The sequence below is a fragment of the Mycobacterium sp. Dal123C01 genome, from assembly GCF_052566995.1.
In genome coordinates this window covers 1,898,208-1,917,951 of the sequence record NZ_CP199580.1, presented here as the reverse complement: position 1 = coordinate 1,917,951, position 19,744 = coordinate 1,898,208, and the positions used below count along the sequence as shown (strand labels likewise).

At 65.0% G+C, this 19,744-nt stretch carries 20 protein-coding genes; 9 read left to right on the top strand and 11 right to left on the bottom strand.

Annotated features, from left to right (window positions below):
• The first annotated feature begins 105 nt into the window (after nucleotides 1-105).
• On the top strand, nucleotides 106-879 hold the full coding sequence (locus ACTXG5_RS09125) for an alpha/beta fold hydrolase (protein WP_445163356.1): 774 nt from the start codon (nucleotides 106-108) through the stop codon (nucleotides 877-879).
• Here the strand turns inward: ACTXG5_RS09125 and ACTXG5_RS09120 are convergent.
• From ACTXG5_RS09120 to ACTXG5_RS09105, 4 genes are read right to left on the bottom strand one after another with little or no spacing between them, the layout of a single operon-like run.
• Nucleotides 865-2,415 (bottom strand): acetolactate synthase large subunit, encoded by a 1,551-nt coding sequence (locus tag ACTXG5_RS09120; RefSeq protein WP_445163355.1) that lies wholly within the window; start codon nucleotides 2,413-2,415, stop codon nucleotides 865-867. The two genes, ACTXG5_RS09125 and ACTXG5_RS09120, sit on opposite strands and share 15 nt — an antisense overlap.
• The gene (locus ACTXG5_RS09115; RefSeq protein ID WP_445163354.1) at nucleotides 2,412-3,236 is read right to left on the bottom strand and encodes an amidohydrolase family protein; all 825 of its coding nucleotides are present in this window, start codon (nucleotides 3,234-3,236) and stop codon (nucleotides 2,412-2,414) included. Before ACTXG5_RS09115 ends, ACTXG5_RS09120 begins: the two co-directional genes overlap by 4 nt.
• Nucleotides 3,237-3,265: 29 nt before the next feature.
• Nucleotides 3,266-4,033, bottom strand: coding sequence for a fructosamine kinase family protein (locus tag ACTXG5_RS09110; protein WP_445163353.1), 768 nt, complete (start codon nucleotides 4,031-4,033; stop codon nucleotides 3,266-3,268).
• Nucleotides 4,034-4,045: 12 nt separating this feature from the next.
• Nucleotides 4,046-5,707, bottom strand: a complete 1,662-nt coding sequence (locus ACTXG5_RS09105; protein ID WP_445163352.1) for an acyl-CoA synthetase — start codon at nucleotides 5,705-5,707, stop codon at nucleotides 4,046-4,048.
• An 85-nt stretch (nucleotides 5,708-5,792) separates the two neighbouring features.
• Here ACTXG5_RS09105 and ACTXG5_RS09100 point away from each other — a divergent pair, with 85 nt between their 5' ends.
• Both ACTXG5_RS09100 and ACTXG5_RS09095 read left to right on the top strand, forming a co-directional pair.
• The gene (locus ACTXG5_RS09100) at nucleotides 5,793-6,584 is read left to right on the top strand and encodes a crotonase/enoyl-CoA hydratase family protein (RefSeq protein ID WP_445164335.1); all 792 of its coding nucleotides are present in this window, start codon (nucleotides 5,793-5,795) and stop codon (nucleotides 6,582-6,584) included.
• 169 nt (nucleotides 6,585-6,753) lie between these two features.
• A complete protein-coding gene (locus tag ACTXG5_RS09095; protein ID WP_445163351.1) occupies nucleotides 6,754-7,593 on the top strand; it encodes a hypothetical protein in 840 nt (279 codons plus the stop codon).
• A gap of 76 nt (nucleotides 7,594-7,669) precedes the next feature.
• Here ACTXG5_RS09095 and ACTXG5_RS09090 read toward each other — a convergent pair whose 3' ends face one another.
• The 3 genes from ACTXG5_RS09090 to ACTXG5_RS09080 are packed head-to-tail and all read right to left on the bottom strand — an operon-like array spanning nucleotide 7,670 to nucleotide 10,667.
• Nucleotides 7,670-8,863 carry a cytochrome P450 gene (locus tag ACTXG5_RS09090; RefSeq protein WP_445164334.1) on the bottom strand — a complete coding sequence of 398 codons (1,194 nt, stop codon included), beginning with the start codon at nucleotides 8,861-8,863 and terminating at the stop codon, nucleotides 7,670-7,672.
• Nucleotides 8,864-8,865: 2 nt separating this feature from the next.
• The gene (locus ACTXG5_RS09085) at nucleotides 8,866-9,591 is read right to left on the bottom strand and encodes an acetoacetate decarboxylase family protein (RefSeq protein WP_445163350.1); all 726 of its coding nucleotides are present in this window, start codon (nucleotides 9,589-9,591) and stop codon (nucleotides 8,866-8,868) included.
• Between the two features lie 44 nt (nucleotides 9,592-9,635).
• Entirely contained in the window at nucleotides 9,636-10,667 is a 1,032-nt protein-coding gene (locus tag ACTXG5_RS09080; protein ID WP_445163349.1) for an LLM class F420-dependent oxidoreductase, read from the bottom strand.
• A gap of 70 nt (nucleotides 10,668-10,737) precedes the next feature.
• Between ACTXG5_RS09080 and ACTXG5_RS09075 the strand changes: the two genes are divergently transcribed.
• Genes ACTXG5_RS09075 through ACTXG5_RS09060 form a run of 4 tightly spaced genes read left to right on the top strand, consistent with a single transcriptional unit; the run spans nucleotide 10,738 to nucleotide 14,401 of the window.
• Nucleotides 10,738-11,727, top strand: a complete 990-nt coding sequence (locus ACTXG5_RS09075; protein ID WP_445163348.1) for a Zn-ribbon domain-containing OB-fold protein — start codon at nucleotides 10,738-10,740, stop codon at nucleotides 11,725-11,727.
• A 15-nt stretch (nucleotides 11,728-11,742) separates the two neighbouring features.
• On the top strand, nucleotides 11,743-12,804 hold the full coding sequence (locus tag ACTXG5_RS09070) for a thiolase domain-containing protein (RefSeq protein ID WP_445163347.1): 1,062 nt from the start codon (nucleotides 11,743-11,745) through the stop codon (nucleotides 12,802-12,804).
• The gene (locus tag ACTXG5_RS09065) at nucleotides 12,804-13,997 is read left to right on the top strand and encodes a thiolase domain-containing protein (RefSeq protein WP_445163346.1); all 1,194 of its coding nucleotides are present in this window, start codon (nucleotides 12,804-12,806) and stop codon (nucleotides 13,995-13,997) included. The genes ACTXG5_RS09070 and ACTXG5_RS09065 overlap by 1 nt, the downstream gene beginning before the upstream one ends.
• Complete coding sequence (locus ACTXG5_RS09060) at nucleotides 13,994-14,401, top strand: nuclear transport factor 2 family protein (RefSeq protein ID WP_445163345.1); 408 nt, start codon at nucleotides 13,994-13,996, stop codon at nucleotides 14,399-14,401. Before ACTXG5_RS09065 ends, ACTXG5_RS09060 begins: the two co-directional genes overlap by 4 nt.
• On the opposite strand, the gene ACTXG5_RS09055 is transcribed toward ACTXG5_RS09060, so the two are convergent.
• Entirely contained in the window at nucleotides 14,398-14,922 is a 525-nt protein-coding gene (locus ACTXG5_RS09055) for a gamma carbonic anhydrase family protein (protein ID WP_445163344.1), read from the bottom strand. The two genes, ACTXG5_RS09060 and ACTXG5_RS09055, sit on opposite strands and share 4 nt — an antisense overlap.
• Before the next feature lie 114 nt (nucleotides 14,923-15,036).
• Here ACTXG5_RS09055 and ACTXG5_RS09050 point away from each other — a divergent pair, with 114 nt between their 5' ends.
• Nucleotides 15,037-16,209, top strand: a complete 1,173-nt coding sequence (locus ACTXG5_RS09050; protein WP_445163343.1) for a Rieske 2Fe-2S domain-containing protein — start codon at nucleotides 15,037-15,039, stop codon at nucleotides 16,207-16,209.
• A gap of 4 nt (nucleotides 16,210-16,213) precedes the next feature.
• Nucleotides 16,214-16,660 carry a hypothetical protein gene (locus ACTXG5_RS09045; protein ID WP_445163342.1) on the top strand — a complete coding sequence of 149 codons (447 nt, stop codon included), beginning with the start codon at nucleotides 16,214-16,216 and terminating at the stop codon, nucleotides 16,658-16,660.
• A gap of 2 nt (nucleotides 16,661-16,662) precedes the next feature.
• On the opposite strand, the gene ACTXG5_RS09040 is transcribed toward ACTXG5_RS09045, so the two are convergent.
• Genes ACTXG5_RS09040 through ACTXG5_RS09030 form a run of 3 tightly spaced genes read right to left on the bottom strand, consistent with a single transcriptional unit; the run spans nucleotide 16,663 to nucleotide 19,714 of the window.
• Nucleotides 16,663-17,808, bottom strand: coding sequence for a sulfotransferase family protein (locus tag ACTXG5_RS09040; RefSeq protein ID WP_445163341.1), 1,146 nt, complete (start codon nucleotides 17,806-17,808; stop codon nucleotides 16,663-16,665).
• Entirely contained in the window at nucleotides 17,808-18,590 is a 783-nt protein-coding gene (locus ACTXG5_RS09035; protein WP_445163340.1) for an SDR family oxidoreductase, read from the bottom strand. Before ACTXG5_RS09035 ends, ACTXG5_RS09040 begins: the two co-directional genes overlap by 1 nt.
• The gene (locus ACTXG5_RS09030) at nucleotides 18,587-19,714 is read right to left on the bottom strand and encodes a hypothetical protein (protein ID WP_445163339.1); all 1,128 of its coding nucleotides are present in this window, start codon (nucleotides 19,712-19,714) and stop codon (nucleotides 18,587-18,589) included. The genes ACTXG5_RS09035 and ACTXG5_RS09030 overlap by 4 nt, the downstream gene beginning before the upstream one ends.
• Nucleotides 19,715-19,744: the final 30 nt, after the last annotated feature.

Sequence of the window (19,744 nt, the reverse complement as noted above, 5' to 3'; positions counted from 1 at the left end):
TGATTTCGAAAATCGCAGGCCAGCGTGGGCCATAGTGATCGCGTGGTACGTAGAATTGACTGCGCCACTTAGATTTCCGAGGTTTTACACGGATAGGGGGCTGCGATGACAACGTTCGCGTTGGTACACGGCGGCTGGCACGGCGCGTGGTGTTGGGAGTTGTTGACCCCCCTGCTCGAGGAGGCCGGCCACCATGTGGTGGCAATGGATCTGCCCGCCGGAGATGGATCGGCAACGTTTGACACCTATGCCGACTTGGTGTGTGCCGCCATCGACGGCTGCGATGACGACGTTGTGCTGGTGGGGCACTCGCTGAACGCTTCCGCGGCCGCCTTGGCCGCGGCTCGTCGGCCGGTACGGCACCTGGTGTACCTCTGCGCCTTGACACCCGCCCTCGGCAAGAGTCTGCAGGAGCAGTTTACGACCGAAATGGGTATGACCGATTTCGCGTGGACGGCTGGGATGGGCGAGTTCGATACACAAGGTGCACAAGCGTGGGTCGATCGCGCTCTCGCGAAAGAGATGCTCTTCGGTGACTGTGACGACGCCACAGCGGAGCGTGCGATCGATCGACTTCGCCCGCAAGCCCACCATCCGATCAACGTTGCGTTCCCGCTCAGTCAATTCCCTTCGGTGAGGTCTACTTCCGTGATTTGCGCTGACGATCGGTTGGTCGGGCCGGAGTGGTCCAGACGTGTCGCTCGCGAACGGCTTCACGCCGATATCGTCGAACTTCCCGGCGGTCACTCGCCATTTCTTTCCAGGCCGACAGCGCTGGCAAACGTGCTGCTGTGTATTGCCGATTTGCCGGAGCAGAAGATGCTGCATGCGAAAGAACGCCACACATCGTCGAATCCGCACTGTCTAGCCCACGATTGACGGCACTACCGCGTCGATCAGATGCGGTCCGGGTTCGCTAAACGCGTGGCGCAGCGCATCAGCTAACTCCTCGGTAGTGTTCACGCGCCGGGCCGGCACCCCCATGCCTTCCGCGATCTTGACGAAATCCATTGTGGGACGTGATAAGTCGAGCAGATCCAGCGCCTTGGGGCCGGGAGCGGACCCGGCGCCGACACGTTGCAACTCAATCCGCAGGATGTCGTAGGCGCTGTTGTCGTACACCACGGTCGTCACGTTGAGGTTCTCGCGCGCCTGGGTCCACAGTCCCGAAATCGTGTACATCGCCGACCCGTCGGATTCCAGACAGAGCACCGGACGATCCGGGGCGGCCACCGCGGCACCCACCGCGGCGGGGATGCCATAGCCGATCGCCCCGCCGGTCAGGGTCAACCAGTCGTGGGCCGGCGCCCCGGCGGTGGCTTGCGCCAGCAGCAGACCGGAGGTGTTCGACTCGTCGACGACGATCGCCCGTTCGGGCATCAGCGCGCCGATCACGTCGGCTGCCGAGGCGGAGGTCAGCGCGCCGGTCGGCAATTGCGGGCGCGACTCGACGGCCAGCGGGGCAACCGTGCCGGGCGCGATCTCGTCGGCCAATGCCTCGAGCGCGTCGGCGGCACCGTGGTGCTCGGCGAGCACGTGCACCTCGCAGCCGGCCGGAACCAAATCGCTGGCCATGTTCGGGTAGGCGAAGAAGGACACCGGTGATTTGGCGCCGACCAGCACCAAATGCTTGGCGCCGTCCAGCTGGGCCGCGGCGGCCTCGGCGAAGTACGCCAACCGCTCGACGGCGGGGACACCGGCACCTCGCTCCAGACGCGTCGGGAATGTCTCACAGAGCCAGCGGGCCCCCGTCGCCTCGGCGATCCGCGCCGCCGCGGCCAGACCGCGGGCGCGGGTGGCGTCGCCGCCGACCATGATCACCGTGGGCTCGCCCGATCGCAGTACCTCCATCACCTCGGGCGCCAGCATCGAGTCGGCGCCCGCCGGCCGCGCAGGCGTCGCGGCCACGGGCTGGGCGCCGTCCGACCAGGATGCGTCGGCGGGCAGGATCAGCGTGGAGATCTGCGAGCCGGCCCGGCTCGCGGCGATCGCCTCGGCGGCGTCGAGTGCGACGTCGGCGGCGGCCCCCGTGCGGCGCACCCATCCCGACACGGTGCCCGCAAGCGCGTCGATATCGGATTCCAGTGGGGCGTCGTACTTTTTGTGATAGGTGGCGTGGTCGCCGACGACGACCACCATCGGCACGTGCGCCCGGCGCGCGTTGTGCAGATTGGCCAGGCCGTTGCCCAATCCGGGTCCCAGATGTAGCAGCACCGCGGCCGGTCGATCGGCGATGCGGGCATATCCGTCGGCCGCTCCGGTGGCGACACCCTCGAAAAGGGCTAGCACGCCACGCATTTCCGGAACAGTGTCCAGCGCGGCCACGAAGTGCATCTCCGACGTGCCGGGGTTGGCGAAGCACACGTCCACCCCACCATCGACCAGCGTGTTGATCAGAGCCTGAGCACCGTTCACCTGTTTGCCTCCAGTCTGAACACGCGTTCGGCATTGCCGTGCAGAAAATCATGGCGGGCCTCGTCGTCGAGCCCGAGTTCGTCGAGACCGGCCAAAGTGTGCGCGTGAGTGATCATCGGGTAGTTGGTACCGAACAAGACTTTGCGTTGTCCGGTACCGGTTTTCATGAACCGGATCAATTCTTCCGGCAGCCGTCGCACAGTGTAGGCCGACGTATCGATGTAGACATTTTCATGTTTGCGCGCGACGGCCACCATCTCCTCGGTCCACGGGTAGCCGACATGTCCGCACACGATCACCAGCTCGGGAAAGTCCAGGGCCACCTGGTCGATGTAGGGAATAGGGCGTCCGGTCTCCGAGGGCCGCAGTGGACCGGTGTGACCGACCTGCGTGCAGAACGGAACGGCGGCCTCGACGCACTCGGCGAAAAGCGGATAGTAGCGGCGATCGGTGGGCGGCGCGTTCCACAGCCAGGGCACTATCCGCAGGCCGACGAATCCCTCGGCGACCCGGCGCCGTAGCTCACGGACCGCCTGCATCGGACGGTCCAGATCGACGGTGGCCAGGCCGGCGAATCGCTTCGGATGCGACGCAATCCACTGCGCTACCTCGTCATTGGAAATGAGGTCCTGACCGTTAGGGCCGTGCCATGCGCTCAGCAGGCCCAGCTCGACGTCGGCCGCATCCATCGCTGCGATCGTCGCCTCGATCGGGATGTCGGCGTCCGGTATCGACCCGCCGGTCCAGCGTCGCAGCGAAGCCAACATGTCGCTGCGCAGAAACCGCGCAGTCGGATGCTGCATCCACACATCGATCGTCATCGCGCTTCGACTCTAGACCTCGCTTGAGGTCAGGCGGCCAGCGCGGCGCGCGCGGCAGCATGCGTCTGCGCCGCATAACCGCCGCCGAACAGCACGACATGGGCCAGCAGCGGAAAAAGCTGGTGCAGGCCGATGCGGTTGCGCCAGCCGGGGTTCAGCGATCGCACCCGCTGGTAGCCGGCGAGGACGGCGTCGTAGTGCGGGCAGCCGAACAGCGCGAGCATCGCCAGGTCGGTCTCGCGGTGGCCGGCGTGCGCGGCCGGGTCGATCAGCACCACGCCGTCGGCCGTCCACATCACGTTGCCGCTCCACAGATCGCCGTGCAGCCGCGCCGGGTGGTCACCGTCGTCGAAGTCACCCGCGCGGCACCGGGCCGCAACCGAATCGATCGCGGCACGGGTCTGCGCGTCGAGCCGGGCCGCCGCGAGCTCGGCCATCGGGCTCAGCCGCTCGGCGGCGTAAAAATCGCCCCAGCGCGGGTGGGTCCGCAACGACATCGGCAGTGGCTGCGCCAGCGGCCCGAAGAATCCGGGTCCGCCCCAGCCGTCGGGCCCCGCGCCGAAATCCGCGGCGCCGGCGTCGTGCGTGACGGCAAGCCGGCGGCCGAACGCGTCCGCCGCCTCCGAACTCGGAGCCACCGAGTCGAGCCGCCGCAGCGTGAGGCTGGTGGCGTCAACAGAGACGACCTGCGCACACGGCACGCCGTCGTCGACATCGGAGAGCCAGCGCAGCCCGGCGGCCTCCCACTCGAAGAAGCCGGCGGGCGCGCCCGGGTGGTGTTTGACGAAGTCGGTCACACAGCCGGGGCGTCAGGCCGTCGCGTGAGCCGCATGCACATCGTCGGCGGGCCGCGCCTCGGTCTGCTCCTTGGCCCACCGGTAGTCGGGCTTCCCGGCCGGCGAGCGCTTCACCTCGTCGACCAGCCAAAGGCTGCGCGGGACTTTGTATCCCGCGATCTCGGAACGCACAAAGGTATCCAGGTCCGACAGCGACGGACGGGTCCCGGGCCGCGCCTGCACGACGGCGGCCACATGCTGGCCGTAGCGGGCATCGGGCACGCCAACCACCAAAGCGTCGAAGACGTCGGGGTGCCCCTTGAGCGCGGCTTCGACCTCCTCGGGGTAGATCTTTTCACCGCCGCTGTTGATCGAGACCGAACCGCGGCCCAGCATCGTGACCGTCCCGTCCGCCTCGACCGTGGCGTAGTCGCCGGGGATGGCGTAGCGGACGCCGTTGATGGTCTTGAACGTCTCGGCGGTCTTCTTCTCGTCCTTGTAGTAGCCGACGGGAATGTTGCCCTTCTTCGCGATGAAGCCGCGGACTCCGGAGCCTGGCTGGACCTCGTTGCCGTCGTCGTCGAGGACGACGGTGCGGTGGTCGATCGTCACGCGCGGGCCGCCGCTGTGCGGCGCATCCTTGGCAACGATGCTGGTGCCGCCGAACCCGGTTTCCGAAGATCCGATGGAATCGGTGATGACCCGGTTGGGCAGCAGCTCGAGGAACTTCTCCTTGATGCTCGGTGAGAACAGTGCCGCGGTGGAGGCGAGCAGGAACAGCGACGACAGGTCGTACTCGTTGCCCTTGTCCTGGTGTGCCAGCAGCGCATCCAGCAAAGGTCGCGCCATCGCGTCGCCGGTGAAGAACAGCAGGTTCACCTTGTGGTCGTGAATCGTGCGCCACACCTCGTCGGCGTTGAATTCCGGTGCGAGAACGGTGGTTTGGCCTGAGAAGATCGACATCCAGGTGGCCGATTGGGTGGCGCCGTGGATCATCGGCGGAATCGGGTGGCGGACCATCGGCGGGTTAGCCGCGGCGGCCTTGGCCAGGTCGTGCTCGTCCTCGATGAATGCGCCCGTCGCGAAGTCGGTCCCACCGAACAGCACGCGGTAGATGTCCTCGTGGCGCCACATCACGCCCTTCGGGAATCCGGTGGTGCCGCCGGTGTAGAGCAGGTAGATGTCGTCGGAGCTGCGTTCGCCGAAGTCACGCTCGGGTGAGCTCTGGGCGATCGCGGAGTAGAACTCGGCGCCGCCGTAGCGCTGGAAAGCGTTGTCTGGAACATCCGAGCCGTCCTCCACGACGAGGATCGTCTTGACGTTCGGAGTGTCGGGCAGCACGTTGGCGACCCGGTCCGAGTACTGGCGCTCGTGGACCAGCGCGACCATGTCGGAGTTGTCAAAGAGGTAGCGGAGCTCGCCCTCGACGTAGCGATAGTTGACGTTCACCAGGATTGCGCCGGCCTTGATGATGCCGAGCATGGCGATGACGATCTCGATGCGATTGCGGCAGTAGAGTCCGACCTTGTCGTCCTTCTGCACGCCCTGTTCGATCAGGTAGTGCGCTAACCGGTTGGCCTTCTCCTCGAGTTCGGCGTAGGTCAGCTGCTGATCGCCGCAGATGAGGGCTACACGGTCAGGCACGGCGTCGATGGCGTGCTCGGCGAGGTCAGCAATATTCAGGGCCACGGCCACCAAATTAGAACGTGTTACATTTCTTGACAAGTTCATGCTCGATGACGAGGGAAGGACAATGGCCGTGGTCGAGGCTCCAGCAAACGTGGAATCCGGACCGGACGCTCTCGTCGAGCAGCGCGGTCACACGCTTATCGTCACCCTGAACCGGCCGCACGCCCGCAACGCGCTGAGCACCGAAATGATGGAAATCATGGTGCAGGCCTGGGACCGCGTCGACAACGACGACGACATCCGGTGCTGCATCCTGACCGGGGCCGGTGGCTACTTCTGCGCGGGCATGGACCTCAAGTCAGCAACCAAGAAGCCGCCGGGCGATTCTTTCAAAGACGGCAGCTACGACCCGTCGCGGATCGACGCGCTGTTGAAGGGCCGCCGGCTGACCAAGCCGCTGATCGCTGCCGTCGAAGGGCCCGCGATCGCCGGGGGCACCGAGATTTTGCAGGGCACCGACATCCGGGTCGCCGGCGAAAGCGCCAAGTTCGGCATCTCCGAAGCCAAGTGGAGCCTGTACCCGATGGGCGGCTCGGCCGTGCGCCTGGTGCGCCAGATCCCCTACACGGTCGCCTGCGACCTACTGCTCACCGGCCGGCACATCACCGCCGCCGAGGCCAAGGAGATCGGCCTGATCGGGTACCTGGTGCCCGACGGCCAGGCCCTGACCAAGGCGCTCGAGATCGCCGAGCTGATCGAGAACAACGGGCCGCTCGCCGTGCAGGCGATCCTGCGGGCAATTCGCGAAACCGAGGGCATGAACGAGAACGATGCCTTCAAGATCGACACACAGATCGGTATCAAGGTGTTCTTGTCCGACGACGCCAAGGAAGGCCCGCGGGCGTTCGCCGAAAAGCGCAAGCCCAGCTTCCAGAACAAGTAACCCCGGGTCCCTCGCGTCCCCCTTCCCCTCGCCTCCCCCTTCCCTCCCTCCCCTTCCCTCCCTCCCCCCTTCCCTCGCCGAACGTGAAGTGACTGCGAGTTTTCAATCGATTTTTCGCAGTGGGTTCACACTCGGCGTCGTTGTCAGACCGCCGCGCCACACTTCGTCCGTGGGAGAACCATTCCTCGGCACTGAAGCCATCAAATCCGGAGCGTTGACGGCCTATCGGCTGCGAAGCCGATGCGTTGCGGTACATCGCGACGTCTACCTGCCGCTCGGCACGGACCTCACCGCCACGTCGCGCGCTCGTGCCGCTTGGCTGTGGTCGCGACGCCGTGGCGTTGTGGCGGGGCAGTCTGCATCGGCATTGCATGGCGCCAAGTGGGTCGACGATAGGGCGCCGGCCCAACTGATTTACCAGCACCGTCGGCCCCCGAAGGGGATTCGTACCTGGTCGGATCAGGTTGCTGACGACGAGGTCGAAATGATTGGGGATGTGCTGGCGACAACACCGGCACGTACTGCGTTCGACCTCGCTTGTCGCAATCCCCTCGGCACGGCCGTGGCCGCCATCGACGCGCTGGCAAGAGCCACGAGGCTCAATGTCACCGACGTCGAACCGCTCACCGAACGCTACAAAGGACATCGCAACATCAGGCGCGCCCGGAGCGCCTTGCATTTGGTCGACGCCGGAGCCGAATCACCCCGCGAAACTTGGTTACGTCTAGTCCTCATCAAGGCGGGTTATCCACGGCCGCAGACTCAGATCACGGTCCGCGACCAGTTCGGCGCGTTAGTCGCGATCGTCGATATGGGTTGGGAGGACATCAAAGTCGCGGTGGAGTACGAGGGTGATCACCATCGGACGGACCGCAGACAATTCAATCGAGACATCGCCCGATTCGAAGCGCTGACCGAACTTGGTTGGATCATCGTGCGCGTCACGGTCGAAGACGTGCCGGGCGGCATCCTGCGACGGGTGGGCGCGGCGTGGGCATGCCGAACGTGAAGTGACTGCGAGTTTTCAATCGATTTTTCGCAGTGGGTTCACGTTCGGCGAAGAGTAAGAAAAGGCGGAACAGCCTTTACCCCAACGGCGCGGTCGGCGTGAATGCCACCGGCATCTTCTCAAGGCCGGACACGAAGTTCGCCGGCCGCAGCGGCAAGTCCGCGCCGTCGGCAAGCCGCAGATCAGGCAGCCGCTGCAGCACCCGGCCCGTCATGTTTATGAGCTCGATTCGGGCCAACTGATTACCGAGGCAGAAGTGTGTGCCGAACCCGAACGCTAAGTGGCTGTTCGGATCTCGCTGAATATTGAAGTTGTCCGGGTCTCCGAAGACGGCTTCGTCGAAGTTCGCCGATTCGAACATCAGCATGATCTTCTCGCCCTGACGTAACTGGGTGCCATGGAATTCGGTGTCTGCGGTCAGCCTGCGGCACATGTTCTTCAGCGGCGACGTCCAGCGCAGCATCTCCTCGATTGCGCCCGGGAGCAGGTCGGAGTCGTTCCGCAGCAGATCCCACTGGTCGCGGTTCCGTATCAGCTGCTCGATTCCACCGGATATCGTGTGACGCGTTGTCTCGTCGCCGCCGACGAGGATCAGCAGCGTCTCCTGAAGGATGTCGTCGTCGGTCAGCCGTTGACCATCGACCTCCGAGTGCACCAGGACGCTGATCAGGTCCTCGGTCGGCTCGGAGCGACGCTGTTCCATCTTGCTGCGGGTGTAGTCGTTGTACGCAACAAAGGCATCCATCGTGACCTGAATATCAGCCTCGGACACAGTGGAACTGAGGCCGACCATCATTTCGTCGGACCACTTCAGGAACAACTCTCGCTCGTCCGGGAGCACGCCAAGCATGTCGCCGATGACCGCCATCGGCAGCGGTGCCGCAAGGTCTCTGACCAGATCACATTCGCCGCGCTCGCATACGGCGTCGATGAGCACGTCGCACAACGCGCCGATGGACGCATCTTGGACCTTCAAACGCTTTCGCGTGAAGCCGGCGTTAACGAGCTTGCGGCGCAACAGATGTGCGGGATCATCCATGTCGATCATCATCGGCAGGGCATCCTGGTCGGGGCGGATGCCGCCTGCGTTCGAGAACAACTCGGGGTTCCGCTCGGCATCGATAACGGCCGCATACGTCGTCGCCGCGGCCAACCCGTTGTGGTCGCGGAACACCGGCTCGTTCTCTCGCATCCAGCGGTAGGCTTCGCGGGCCGCGGGACGATCCGCGTAAAAAGCGCCGTCAGTCAGGTCGACGTCTGGTCTGGTCATCGTCATGAGATCTCCTGGGCGTCGCCGAATGTCATTTGTACCTGCTCAGCAGAGCTGGACAGCATCGCGCGCTTCGGAAGACCAAGCGACGCTAACTCTTTCGCGTAAGGATGATCGCCCAACCGGACGCGCACGCCGCCAAGCCGGTTCCGCACACCGTCCAGCGTGTGCTCGAAGGCGGTCTCGCGGGTGACGCCGTCGCGGTGCGAGTAGCTGCGCTGCGCCTGCTGGCGCGGCGTCAGCCGAATCGGCAGACCAGGACGAAAGTCCATGCCGATCACCAGTTGCCCGTCTATCACGCAGTCGAACCCGAACGAGCGGCCCTCTCGAATGGTGAAGTCCGCCATGACTTTCGGGTAGCCCCAGATCTTGGTGCCCGCCTCCAGCGTGAACGGCTGGTCGACGGGCAGGTGGTGGATGAAGGCGCCGGCCGACTGCAGGGCGCGCGGGCTCGCCTTTGATCCGGGCGCTGTGCCCGGTGGGTTGACCATCACGCTGGTGCCGAACTCGTAGTACTGGCCCAGGTCGCCGTCGATGTAGTGCATCAGCATCAGGACCACGATCGCGCCCCCGGGCAGGTAACGGCAGACCTGCAGGCCGCTGTAGTCGATCAGGTGCTGGGCGGCGTCGGCGTCCACCGAGAACATCGCCATGTGCTGATTTGCCTTGCGAATCTGCACCGGCATCGTGATCACCGTGCCGGCGATGGTGTGCTGCGATGCTGTCATCGGGCCAATCTAGAACGCGTTCTATCGACGGGGCAAGCCCCGGCCTAGATCAGCGCGGCGAGGTCCCGGACCTGCTGCGGAGTGCGACCGGACACTACCATCATCGTGACGCCGGAGGCTTCCCACGCGGCGATCTGCTTACGGACGTAGTCAATGTCGCCGACGATCATGGCGTCGTCGACGAGCTCGTCCGGGATGATCTCGGCGGCCTTGTCCTTCTGGTTGCTGCGGAACAGCTGAGTGACGTCGTCGACCACCTGCGCGTAGCCCATCCGGCGATAGACGTCGGCATGGAAATTGGTGTCTTCGGCGCCCATGCCGCCCATGTACAGCGCCAGATGGGGCTTGATCGCGGCGTGCGCGGCCGCCCGGTCCTCGGTGACCACGACCTGCGCGGTCGCGCAGATCTCGAAGTCCTCGCGGCTGCGCCGGGCGCCGGGCCGGGCGAACCCCTCGTCGAGCCATTCGTTGTACATGTCGGCCATCCGCGGCGTGTAGAAGATGGGCAGCCAGCCGTCGCAGATCTCGGCGGCCAGCGCGATGTTCTTCGGCCCTTCGGCGCCCAGCATGATCGGGATGTCCGCCCGCAGCGGATGCGTGATGGGCTTGAGTGGCTTGCCCAGGCCGCTGGTGCCCTCCCCGGTCCGCGGCAGCGGGTAGTGGGGGCCATCGCTGGTCACCGGCTTTTCACGGGTCCACACCTGCCGGATGATGTCGATGTATTCGCGGGTCCGGGCCAACGGCTTGGGAAACGACTGGCCGTACCAGCCCTCCACGACCTGCGGTCCGGACACCCCGAGTCCGAGAATGTGCCGGCCTCCGCTGAGGTGGTCGAGGGTCAGCGCGGCCATCGCACACGCCGTCGGCGTCCGCGCCGAGAGCTGAACCACCGAGGTGCCCAGCCGCACCCGCTGCGTCGAGGAACCCCACCAGGCCAGCGGCGTGTAGGCGTCGGAACCCCACGCCTCGGCGGTGAACACCGCGTCGAATCCGGCGGCCTCCGCCTCGGCAACGAGTTCTCCGGCGTTCTCCGGCGGGTGAGCGCCCCAATATCCCAGCTGCAAACCCAGCTTCATTTCTCTGCCTTTCCCGGCTGAACCGGACCCGATATTGAAACGGTTCTTAGAACCTGTTCTACTCGAAGGCGTGACAGCCACTTCGAGCGGCCCGACCACGATCGATCACTCCGAGCCGCCCCTCTCCGCGCCGTTAACTCTGTCCTTCGACTACACCCGTTCAGTTGGTTCCACGCTAGGTAAGTTCTTCACCGCATTGCGTGAACGCCGCGTCCTCGGGGTGCGCGGATCGGATGGCCGAGTGCATGTGCCACCGGCGGAATACGACCCGGTTACCTACGAACCGCTGGGCGAAATGGTACCGGTATCGGCCGTCGGCACCGTGGTCTCCTGGACCTGGCAGCCCGAGCCGCTGGAGGGCCAGCCGCTGGACCGGCCGTTCGCCTGGGCGCTGATCACACTGGACGGCGCCGACACCCCCTTGATCCACGCGGTCGACGCCGGCACGCCCGAGGCGATCCGCTCCGGCGCGCGGGTGCATGTGCACTGGGCCGACGAAACGGTCGGCGCTATCACCGACATCGCGTACTTCGCGATCGGCGAGGACGCCGAACCCGAGGGATCCGCCAGCGATCAGGATCCGGTGACCATGATCGTCACGCCGATTTCGCTGACCATTCAGCACACCGCCTCGCACGAGGAAAGCGCCTACCTGCGCGCCATTGCCGAAGGCAAGCTGCTGGGCGCGAAGACCGGCGAGAACGGCAAGGTCTACTTCCCGCCGCATGGTGCGGACCCGGCCACCGGCCAGCCCACCACCGAGTTCCTCGAGCTGCCCGACAAGGGCACCGTGACGACGTTCGCGATCATCAACATTCCGTTCCAGGGTCAGCGCATCAAGCCGCCGTATGTCGCGGCCTACGTGCTGCTCGACGGGGCCGACATCCCCTTCCTGCATCTGGTGGCCGACATCGACGCGCACGAGGTGCGGATGGGCATGCGGGTGGAAGCGATTTGGCGGCCCCGCGAGGAGTGGGATTTTGGCATCGACAACATCGAGTACTTCCGGCCTACCGGCGAGCCGGACGCCGAGTACGACACCTACAAGCACCACCTGTAAAGGGTTTACCTGCACATGAGCGAACGCAATGTTGCGGTGGTCGGCTTTGCCCACGCCCCGCATGTCCGCCGCACCGACGGCACCACCAACGGCGTCGAGATGTTGATACCGTGCTTCGCCGAGCTGTACGAGGAGCTGGGCATCACCAGGACCGACATCGGCTTCTGGTGTTCCGGATCGTCTGATTACCTTGCCGGACGGGCCTTTTCGTTCATCTCGGCCATCGACTCCATTGGCGCCGTTCCGCCGATCAACGAGTCGCACGTCGAGATGGACGCGGCTTGGGCCCTCTACGAGGCCTACATCAAGATTCTGACCGGCGAGGTCGACACCGCGCTGGTGTACGGCTTCGGCAAGTCCTCGGCCGGAATCCTGCGTCAGATCCTGTCCCGGCAGACCGATCCCTACACCGTCGCGCCGCTGTGGCCGGACTCGGTGTCGATCGCCGGGCTGCAGGCCCGCATCGGTCTGGACTCCGGCAAGTGGACGCACGAGCAGATGGCCCAGGTCGCCCTCGAATCGTTCGCCCAGTCCGAGCGCACCGACTCCGAGAAGCCGGCCAAGAGCATCGACGAGCTGCTGGCCCGGCCGTTCTTCAACGACCCGCTGAGGCGTCACGACATCGCGCCGATCACCGACGGTGCGGCAGCGATCGTGCTCGCGGCCGACGCCCGCGCCCGCGAGATGCGCGAGAACCCGGCCTGGATCACCGGAATCGAGCACCGCATCGAAACCCCGGTGCTCGGTGCACGCAACCTCGCCGAGTCGCCGTCGACGGCAGCTTCAGCCAAGGCGGCCGGAGGCAACAGCGGCACCCTCGACGTCGCCGAGATTCATGCGCCCTTCACTCACCAGCATTTGATCCTGGCCGAGGCCATCGGGGTCCCGGACAAGACGAAAGTCAATCCGTCCGGCGGTGCACTGTCGGCCAACCCGATGTTCGTCGCCGGTCTGGAGCGTATCGGCTTTGCAGCACAACACATCTGGAGCGGATCAGCCGAGCGGGTGCTGGCACACGCCACCAGCGGGCCTGCGCTGCAACAGAACCTGGTCGCGGTCATGGAAGGGAAGAACTGATGGCCGGTGCAGGAGCGCACCTCGCGGCGGTACTGGGTACCGGGCAGACCAAGTATGTCGCGAAGCGCAAAGACGTTTCGATGAATGGCCTGGTGCGCGAATCTATCGATCGTGCGCTGGCCGACTCGGGTAGCACCTTCGACGACATCGACGCGGTCGTGGTCGGCAAGGCGCCGGACTTCTTCGAGGGCGTCATGATGCCGGAGCTGTTCATGGCCGATGCCATGGGCGCCACCGGCAAGCCGCTCATCCGGGTACACACCGCGGGTTCGGTCGGCGGGTCCACCGCGGTGGTGGCCGCCAGCCTGGTGCAGTCCGGGAAGTACCGGCGCGTGCTGGCCATGGCCTGGGAGAAGCAGTCGGAGTCGAATGCCATGTGGGCGTTGTCGATTCCGATCCCCTTCATCAAGCCGGTCGGTGCCGGAGCGGGCGGCTACTTTGCGCCGCACGTACGGTCGTACATCCGACGCTCGGGCGCGCCACTCAACATCGGTGCCATCGTGGCGACCAAGGACCGGCTCAATGGCAGCCGTAACCCGTTGGCGCACCTGCAGCAAGCCGACATCACCGTTGAGAAGGTGATGCAATCCCCCATGCTGTGGGATCCGATTCGCTACGACGAAACCTGCCCATCCTCCGATGGCGCGGCCGCGATAGTGATCGGCAACGAGGAAATCGCCGATGCCCAACTGGCCGAAGGACGTCCAGTGGCGTGGATCCATGCCACCGCGCTGCGCACCGAGCCCCTACAGTTCTCCGGACGCGATCAGGTCAGCCCGCAGGCCGGCCGCGACGCGGCCGCGGCTTTATGGAAGGGCGCCGGTATCACCAGCCCCATCGACGAGATCGATGTCGCCGAAATTTACGTGCCGTTCTCCTGGTTCGAGCCAATGTGGTTGGAGAACCTGGGGTTTGCCGCCGAAGGTGAAGGCTGGAAGCTCACCGAAGCCGGCGAGACCGCAATAGGCGGAAAGCTCCCGGTGAACCCCTCGGGCGGCGTGCTCTCGTCGAACCCGATCGGCGCCTCGGGCCTGATTCGCTTCGCCGAGTCGGCCATCCAGGTGATGAACAAGGGCGGCGACCACCAGGTGCCCGGCGCCCGAAAAGCGTTGGGACATGCCTACGGTGGTGGTTCGCAGTACTACTCCATGTGGGTGGTCGGCGCTGACAAGCCCACAAAAGTAGACGCATGACTGAGCGCCCGGCCCACGAGGCCGGCCGTCGCTCGCGCGAGGCGGTGATCGCCAGGGACAAAGAAGCCTGGCTGGCGGTGTTCACCGACGACGCCATTGTTGAGGACCCCATCGGACCGTCGGCGTTCGACCCCGAAGGCAAGGGACACCGGGGCCGCGACGCGATCTCGGCGTTCTGGGACCAGGCCATCGCCCCCACCGCCAAGATCGAGTTCGTCTTCCGCGACACCTATCAGTGCGGCAACGAGGAAGCCAACGTCGGGCACATCCTGATCACGACGGGCGACTACCTCACCACCGCCGAGGGCGTGTTCACCTATAAGGCCAACGACGAGGGCAAACTGGTCGCGCTACGCGCATATTGGGAGATGGACCGCGCGGCCGCCAATACCCGGAAGGTCTAGATCGGCTCCAGCCCGGCGAGATGGCGCTGCGCCAGTTCGCGGTAGGCCTGCGGGTTGAGTTTGATCCACATCTCCGCGCCGGTCCCCGCGATCGGGCCCTTGATCTGAGCCGGCGACCCGACGACGAGCACCCCGGCCGGAATCTGCGTGCCGGCCGTCACCAGAGAATGGGCCGCGATCAAGCTGCGCGCACCGATTACCGCGCCGTCGAGAACAGTGGCGTGGTTGGCGATCAGTGCCTCGGCACCGACGTGAACCCCGTGAATGACGCACATGTGCGCCACCGTCGCACCGGGTCCGATATCGACGGGAATCCCTGGCGGGGCGTGCAACACCGATCCGTCCTGCACATTGGCGCCTTCCCGCACGACGATCGGCCCGTAGTCGCCGCGCAGTACGGCGTTGAACCACACCGACGCCCCGGCCTCGACCGTGACGTCGCCGATCAGGGTCGCGGTCGGCGCCACGAAGGCTGTCGGATCGATCCGTGGCGCTCGACCCTCGAAAGCGAACAGTGGCATCGTCTAGATATACCCCAGCAGGAATATCCCGTGGTTAGACCCGCTGTCGTTGCGCGCACGTAGCAAAAAACTGTAACGTGTTCTAGTTAGAGGGCTAGAAGTTGGAGGTGACAGGTGAGTACCGACACCAAAACGGTCGGCATCCGGGAAATCGATCCCGGCGCCTTACCGACCAGATATGCCCGGGGCTGGCACTGCCTGGGCGTCGCGCAGGACTTCCGGGACGGCAACCCGCACTCGATTCAGGCGTTCGGCACCAAGCTGGTGGTTTTCGCCGATTCGAACGGCGACCTGAAGGTGCTCGACGGGTACTGCCGGCACATGGGCGGCGACCTGTCTGAGGGCACCATCAAGGGCGACGAGGTCGCCTGCCCGTTCCACGACTGGCGCTGGGGCGGCGATGGCCGGTGCAAGCTGGTGCCGTACGCCAAGCGCACGCCGAAGACGGCTCGCACCCGCGCCTGGACGACCGACGTGCGCGGCGGCCTGCTGTTCGTCTGGCACGACCACGAGGGCAATCCCCCTGACCCCGCGGTCCAGATCCCCGAGATCCCCGAAGTCGCCAGCGATGAGTGGACCGAGTGGCGGTGGAACAGCATCCTCATCGAGGGTTCCAACTGCCGCGACATCATCGACAACGTCACCGATATGGCGCACTTCTTCTACATCCATTTCGGGTTGCCGACGTACTTCAAGAACGTCTTCGAGGGCCACGTTGCCTCGCAGTATCTGCACAACGTGGGCCGCCCCGACGTCAACGACCTGGGAACGTCCTACGGCGAGGCACACCTGGATTCCGAGGCGTCCTACTTCGGGCCGTCGTTCATGATCAACTGGCTGCACAACAGCTACGGCGGCTTCAAGGCCGAGTCGATCCTGATCAACTGCCATTACCCGGTCACCCAGAACTCGTTCCTCCTGCAGTGGGGCGTCATCGTCGAAAAGCCCAAGGGCATGGACGAAAAGATGACCGAGAAGCTGTCCCGAGTCTTCACCGAAGGGGTCAGCAAGGGCTTTCTGCAGGACGTCGAGATCTGGAAGCACAAGACCAGGATCGACAACCCGCTGCTGGTCGAGGAGGACGGTGCCGTCTATCAGCTCCGCCGCTGGTATCAGCAGTTCTACGTCGACGCCGCCGACGTAGAGCCGGAGATGGTGGAACGCTTCGAGATCGAGGTGGACACCAGCCGCGCCAACGAATACTGGAACACCGAGGTCGAACAGAACCTGAAGGCACAGGATGCCGAAGCCCCTGCGGCCGAAGAAGTTCCAGCCGAACAACACTGACGCCATGTCTGATGATCAGTCGGCGCTTCCCGACGTCGATCGGCTCGCCCGGTCGATGCTACTGCTGCATGGTGACGGGCACGACCACGAGGACAAACCCGCCCGCAACGGCGGGTCTGGATCCTGGTCGAAGTCGAGAGATTTCGCCGACGACCCGCAACGCGCTGCCTCGGTCCGTGAGGCCAGTCGCGCCGACCGGGAACGCTACCTCTCGTCGGGCCTGCAGCCGGTGGATTGCCGCTTCTGCCATGTCACGGTGAACGTCCGGAGACTGGGGCCCGGACACACTGCGGTGCAATGGAATGCGGGGGCGTCGCAGCGGTGTGCCCACTTCGCCGAAGTGCGTGAGTCCGGCGGGGACACGGCACGGACCAGGTCTTGCCCAAGGCTTAGTGACAGCATCGAACATGCGGTCGCCGAAGGCTACCTCGAGCGTCCGGTCGAGGACTAGGTTTACAGCCCCGCGAAGCGCTCTTTGACCTCTTCAGCGGTAAGCCCGTAATCGGCCAGTGAGTACTTGTGCTTCGGCGCCCGGGCGCCGGTCTGACTCTCAGCATGGCTGTCCTCCATGGCCTTTCGAGCCTCGTCAGTCAGCGCCAGGCCGTAGTGGCGGTACACGTTGGCGACCGTTCCGAGCGGATCGGCGATCAAATCGTGGTAGTCGACATCGCAGAACTGGGCCGGATTGTGCTTGGCGCGTACGGTGTTGAACCGCTCCAGCCCGCGCGACCAGGTTTCCATTGCGTCAGCACCGATCTCGGCGCCTTCAAAGGTCGTAGACCATCCCTCGGCGGTGTGCTGAGCCAACGAGCACATCGAGGCCAGGATCGTCTCCACCGGTCGGTGGGTCTGGATCACCAGCGCATCGGGATAAGTCTCCATCAGCGCATCCAGCGCAAACAGATGGCTGGGATTCTTGAGCACCCAACGCTTTTCAGCGTCGTTGAGACCGATCAACTGAAGATTCTTGCGGTGCCGGCGATATGACGGGGTCCAGTCCTGTCGCGACAGCCACTGTGAGTAGGTGGGTAAGTGCGACAGCGTTTCGTAGGACACCGAATGCAGCGACTGCCGCAGCAGCTGCCAGCATTCCTCGAGCTCGTAGGCGGCCATGAAGTGCAGGCCGGTGTACTCCGGGTTCTCTTGGTGATGCTGGGTGAACTGCGCGTCCAGCGTGCTGTACCACGGGTTGGATTCCCAGGTGTCGCGGGGCGGGCGCGGCTGCGGGAACTCGGCCAGCCACAAGTGCAGACCCTGGTGCACCGGGTCGGCGCCCAGCAGCCGGTGCAAGATCGTGGTGCCGGTGCGCGGCAGCCCGGTGACGAAGATCGGTTGCTCGATGGCGACGTCGGCGTGTTGTGGGTACTGCTTCCACGCGGACTCGGAGAACAGCCTGGCCACCAGCGCGCCGCGCAGGAAGAACCGATTCATCTTGCTGCCCAACGAAGTCAGGCCCGCGTCGCGCTGGTAGGAGTCCAGCAGCACGCCCAGCGCTTCGCGATAGTTGTCGTCGTCGACGCCGAAATCGTCGAGCCCGACCAGCTTGGTCGCTGACGCGTGCATATCCTCGACGGTGCCGACGTCGGTGCGCTCTGTCATCAGGTGTGGTACTCCCCGCAGTTGACGTCCAGGGTCTGCCCGGTGATGCCGCTGGACAGGTCGCTGGCCATGAACAGAATGGCCGATGCCACCTCGTCTTCGGTGGGCAGCCGCTTGAGGTCGGAGTCGGCCGCGGTGGCCTGGTAGATCTGCTCTGCCGAAGTGCCGTACTTGCCGGCCTGGTGATTGAAGTAGCCCTGCAGCGTCTCACCCCAGATGTAGCCCGGTGCAACGGAATTGACCCGGATCCCCTGCTCGCCCAGTTCCGTGGCCAGCGAATGCGACATCGCGAGCAGCGCGGACTTGGCCATCTTGTAGGCGCCGTATTTGGCCTGAGAGTGCCGAATCACCATGGAGTTGACGTTGACGACCGAACCCTTGGACTCGGCCAGCGCCGGCGTGAAGCCCTGGATCAACCGTAATGCGCCCAGCGCGCTGAGTTCGATCGCGTCGCGAATGTGCTGAAAGCTAGTGCCCGAGAACGGCTTCAACGATGGCACCCGGAAGGCATTGTTGATCAGCACATCGACCCTGCCATAGGCCTCCAACGTCTGCGCGACGAGGTTGCTCACCTGGTCATCGTCGGTGATGTCGGCGCGCACCGTCGTGGCGCGGCCCCCGACGTCGGCGATCTGCTTGGCGACGTCGTCCAGACGCTCCGGGGTGCGAGCCGCCAGCACCAGATCGGCACCCTCCCGGGTGCATCGGTGTGCCAGCGTCGTCCCCAGACCCGGGCCAACACCACTGATCACCACAACCTTGCCGTCAAGCAACTTCGTCATCCCAGCATCCTCGCCTGAATTTGTTGGTGGCGCAGTGCAATTCGCTCGCGCCAGTCGTCCTCGGAAATTTTGTTCTGCTCGAAATAGGGCAACTTGCTCGCCACCGCGTCGAGGTCGACCAGTTCGACGGTCGGACCGTCGGCGTCGATGAGCTCACGCGACACCCGTTGCCACCGGAACTGCAGATAGCCACGGCGATGGCCGAGCGTCTCGACCCAGTTGGTGACCCCCGGATTCCCGTCGGCGACGACGATGCGGACCTTGCCGTCCGGGTCCGCTTGAGCCTGAGTGTTGTTCAACGAGGTCTGGTGGTTGATGTAGTCCAGCGAGATGTACCACAGGCTGCCGAGCTGGAAGCCGAGGTAAGGCGCATCCGATACCGGGATCGTGATCACCAGCGCCTGATCGGGCCGCAAATCCCAATGCCCGACCGACGAGTACTGGGTCGACAGCCCGCCCGGGGTCAGCCGCGGCGCCACCATGGTGTTGACCGGGAGATTGTCGTAGAACCACTGCGGGAACTGCAGCCAGGTCTTGATTCGCTGCACAAGCTGCTTTCCCGCTGTGGCATAACGCCTTTCGATGGTCTGGCGGGTCAGCGGCGGCGGCGCGGTGCCGGCGGTGTCCAGCCGCGAGATCGCCAGCGTGCCGCGCTGCGCGGACCAGTCACCGTACACCTCGCGCATCACCAGCTGACCGTTGCTCGTCGGGCGCACCCGCCACTCGAAGCTGCCGTCCGCGGCGATCTCGAGTTCACGGTCGTCGAACGCGGCCTGGCTGACCGGAACGAAGTCGTCGGTGTACTCGCCGCCGAGCAGCTGGAAGCTCAAGTCGGTGGTGGTGCCACGCCTACCGGTGACGACGTAGTCGTGGTTGGCGTGCAATCGGGTGCCGAAGTACAGGGTGTCGGGGTTGTCCAGGCCCATCTTGGTGAACGGCCCGGTGCCCGACTGCAGGAAGGGATGGTCACGGTCGTAGTCGACGGCCATATGGATGCAGGCCGAGATACCACCGGCCAGATACTGCAGTCCTTCGAGCAGATCGGCTTCGGTCTCGATGAAGGGAGCGGCGGCGACTAACTGCTCGGCCTCGGCGATCGCGGAGGCAAGGGGATCAGAGAACACGCCTAGACGCTAGAACGTGTTCTACTTTTT

Excerpts from the sequence above, each read along its gene's own strand:
- ACTXG5_RS09090 (WP_445164334.1), bottom strand. The coding sequence starts at position 8,863 with ATGACCAGACCAGACGTCGACCTGACTGACGGCGCTTTTTACGCGGAT.
- ACTXG5_RS09080 (WP_445163349.1), bottom strand. The coding sequence starts at position 10,667 with ATGAAGCTGGGTTTGCAGCTGGGATATTGGGGCGCTCACCCGCCGGAG.
- ACTXG5_RS09125 (WP_445163356.1), top strand. The coding sequence starts at position 106 with ATGACAACGTTCGCGTTGGTACACGGCGGCTGGCACGGCGCGTGGTGT.
- ACTXG5_RS09055 (WP_445163344.1), bottom strand. The coding sequence starts at position 14,922 with ATGCCACTGTTCGCTTTCGAGGGTCGAGCGCCACGGATCGATCCGACA.
- ACTXG5_RS09035 (WP_445163340.1), bottom strand. The coding sequence starts at position 18,590 with ATGACGAAGTTGCTTGACGGCAAGGTTGTGGTGATCAGTGGTGTTGGC.
- ACTXG5_RS09070 (WP_445163347.1), top strand. The coding sequence starts at position 11,743 with ATGAGCGAACGCAATGTTGCGGTGGTCGGCTTTGCCCACGCCCCGCAT.
- ACTXG5_RS09065 (WP_445163346.1), top strand. The coding sequence starts at position 12,804 with ATGGCCGGTGCAGGAGCGCACCTCGCGGCGGTACTGGGTACCGGGCAG.
- ACTXG5_RS09040 (WP_445163341.1), bottom strand. The coding sequence starts at position 17,808 with ATGACAGAGCGCACCGACGTCGGCACCGTCGAGGATATGCACGCGTCA.
- ACTXG5_RS09045 (WP_445163342.1), top strand. The coding sequence starts at position 16,214 with ATGTCTGATGATCAGTCGGCGCTTCCCGACGTCGATCGGCTCGCCCGG.
- ACTXG5_RS09060 (WP_445163345.1), top strand. The coding sequence starts at position 13,994 with ATGACTGAGCGCCCGGCCCACGAGGCCGGCCGTCGCTCGCGCGAGGCG.
- ACTXG5_RS09115 (WP_445163354.1), bottom strand. The coding sequence starts at position 3,236 with ATGACGATCGATGTGTGGATGCAGCATCCGACTGCGCGGTTTCTGCGC.
- ACTXG5_RS09085 (WP_445163350.1), bottom strand. The coding sequence starts at position 9,591 with ATGACAGCATCGCAGCACACCATCGCCGGCACGGTGATCACGATGCCG.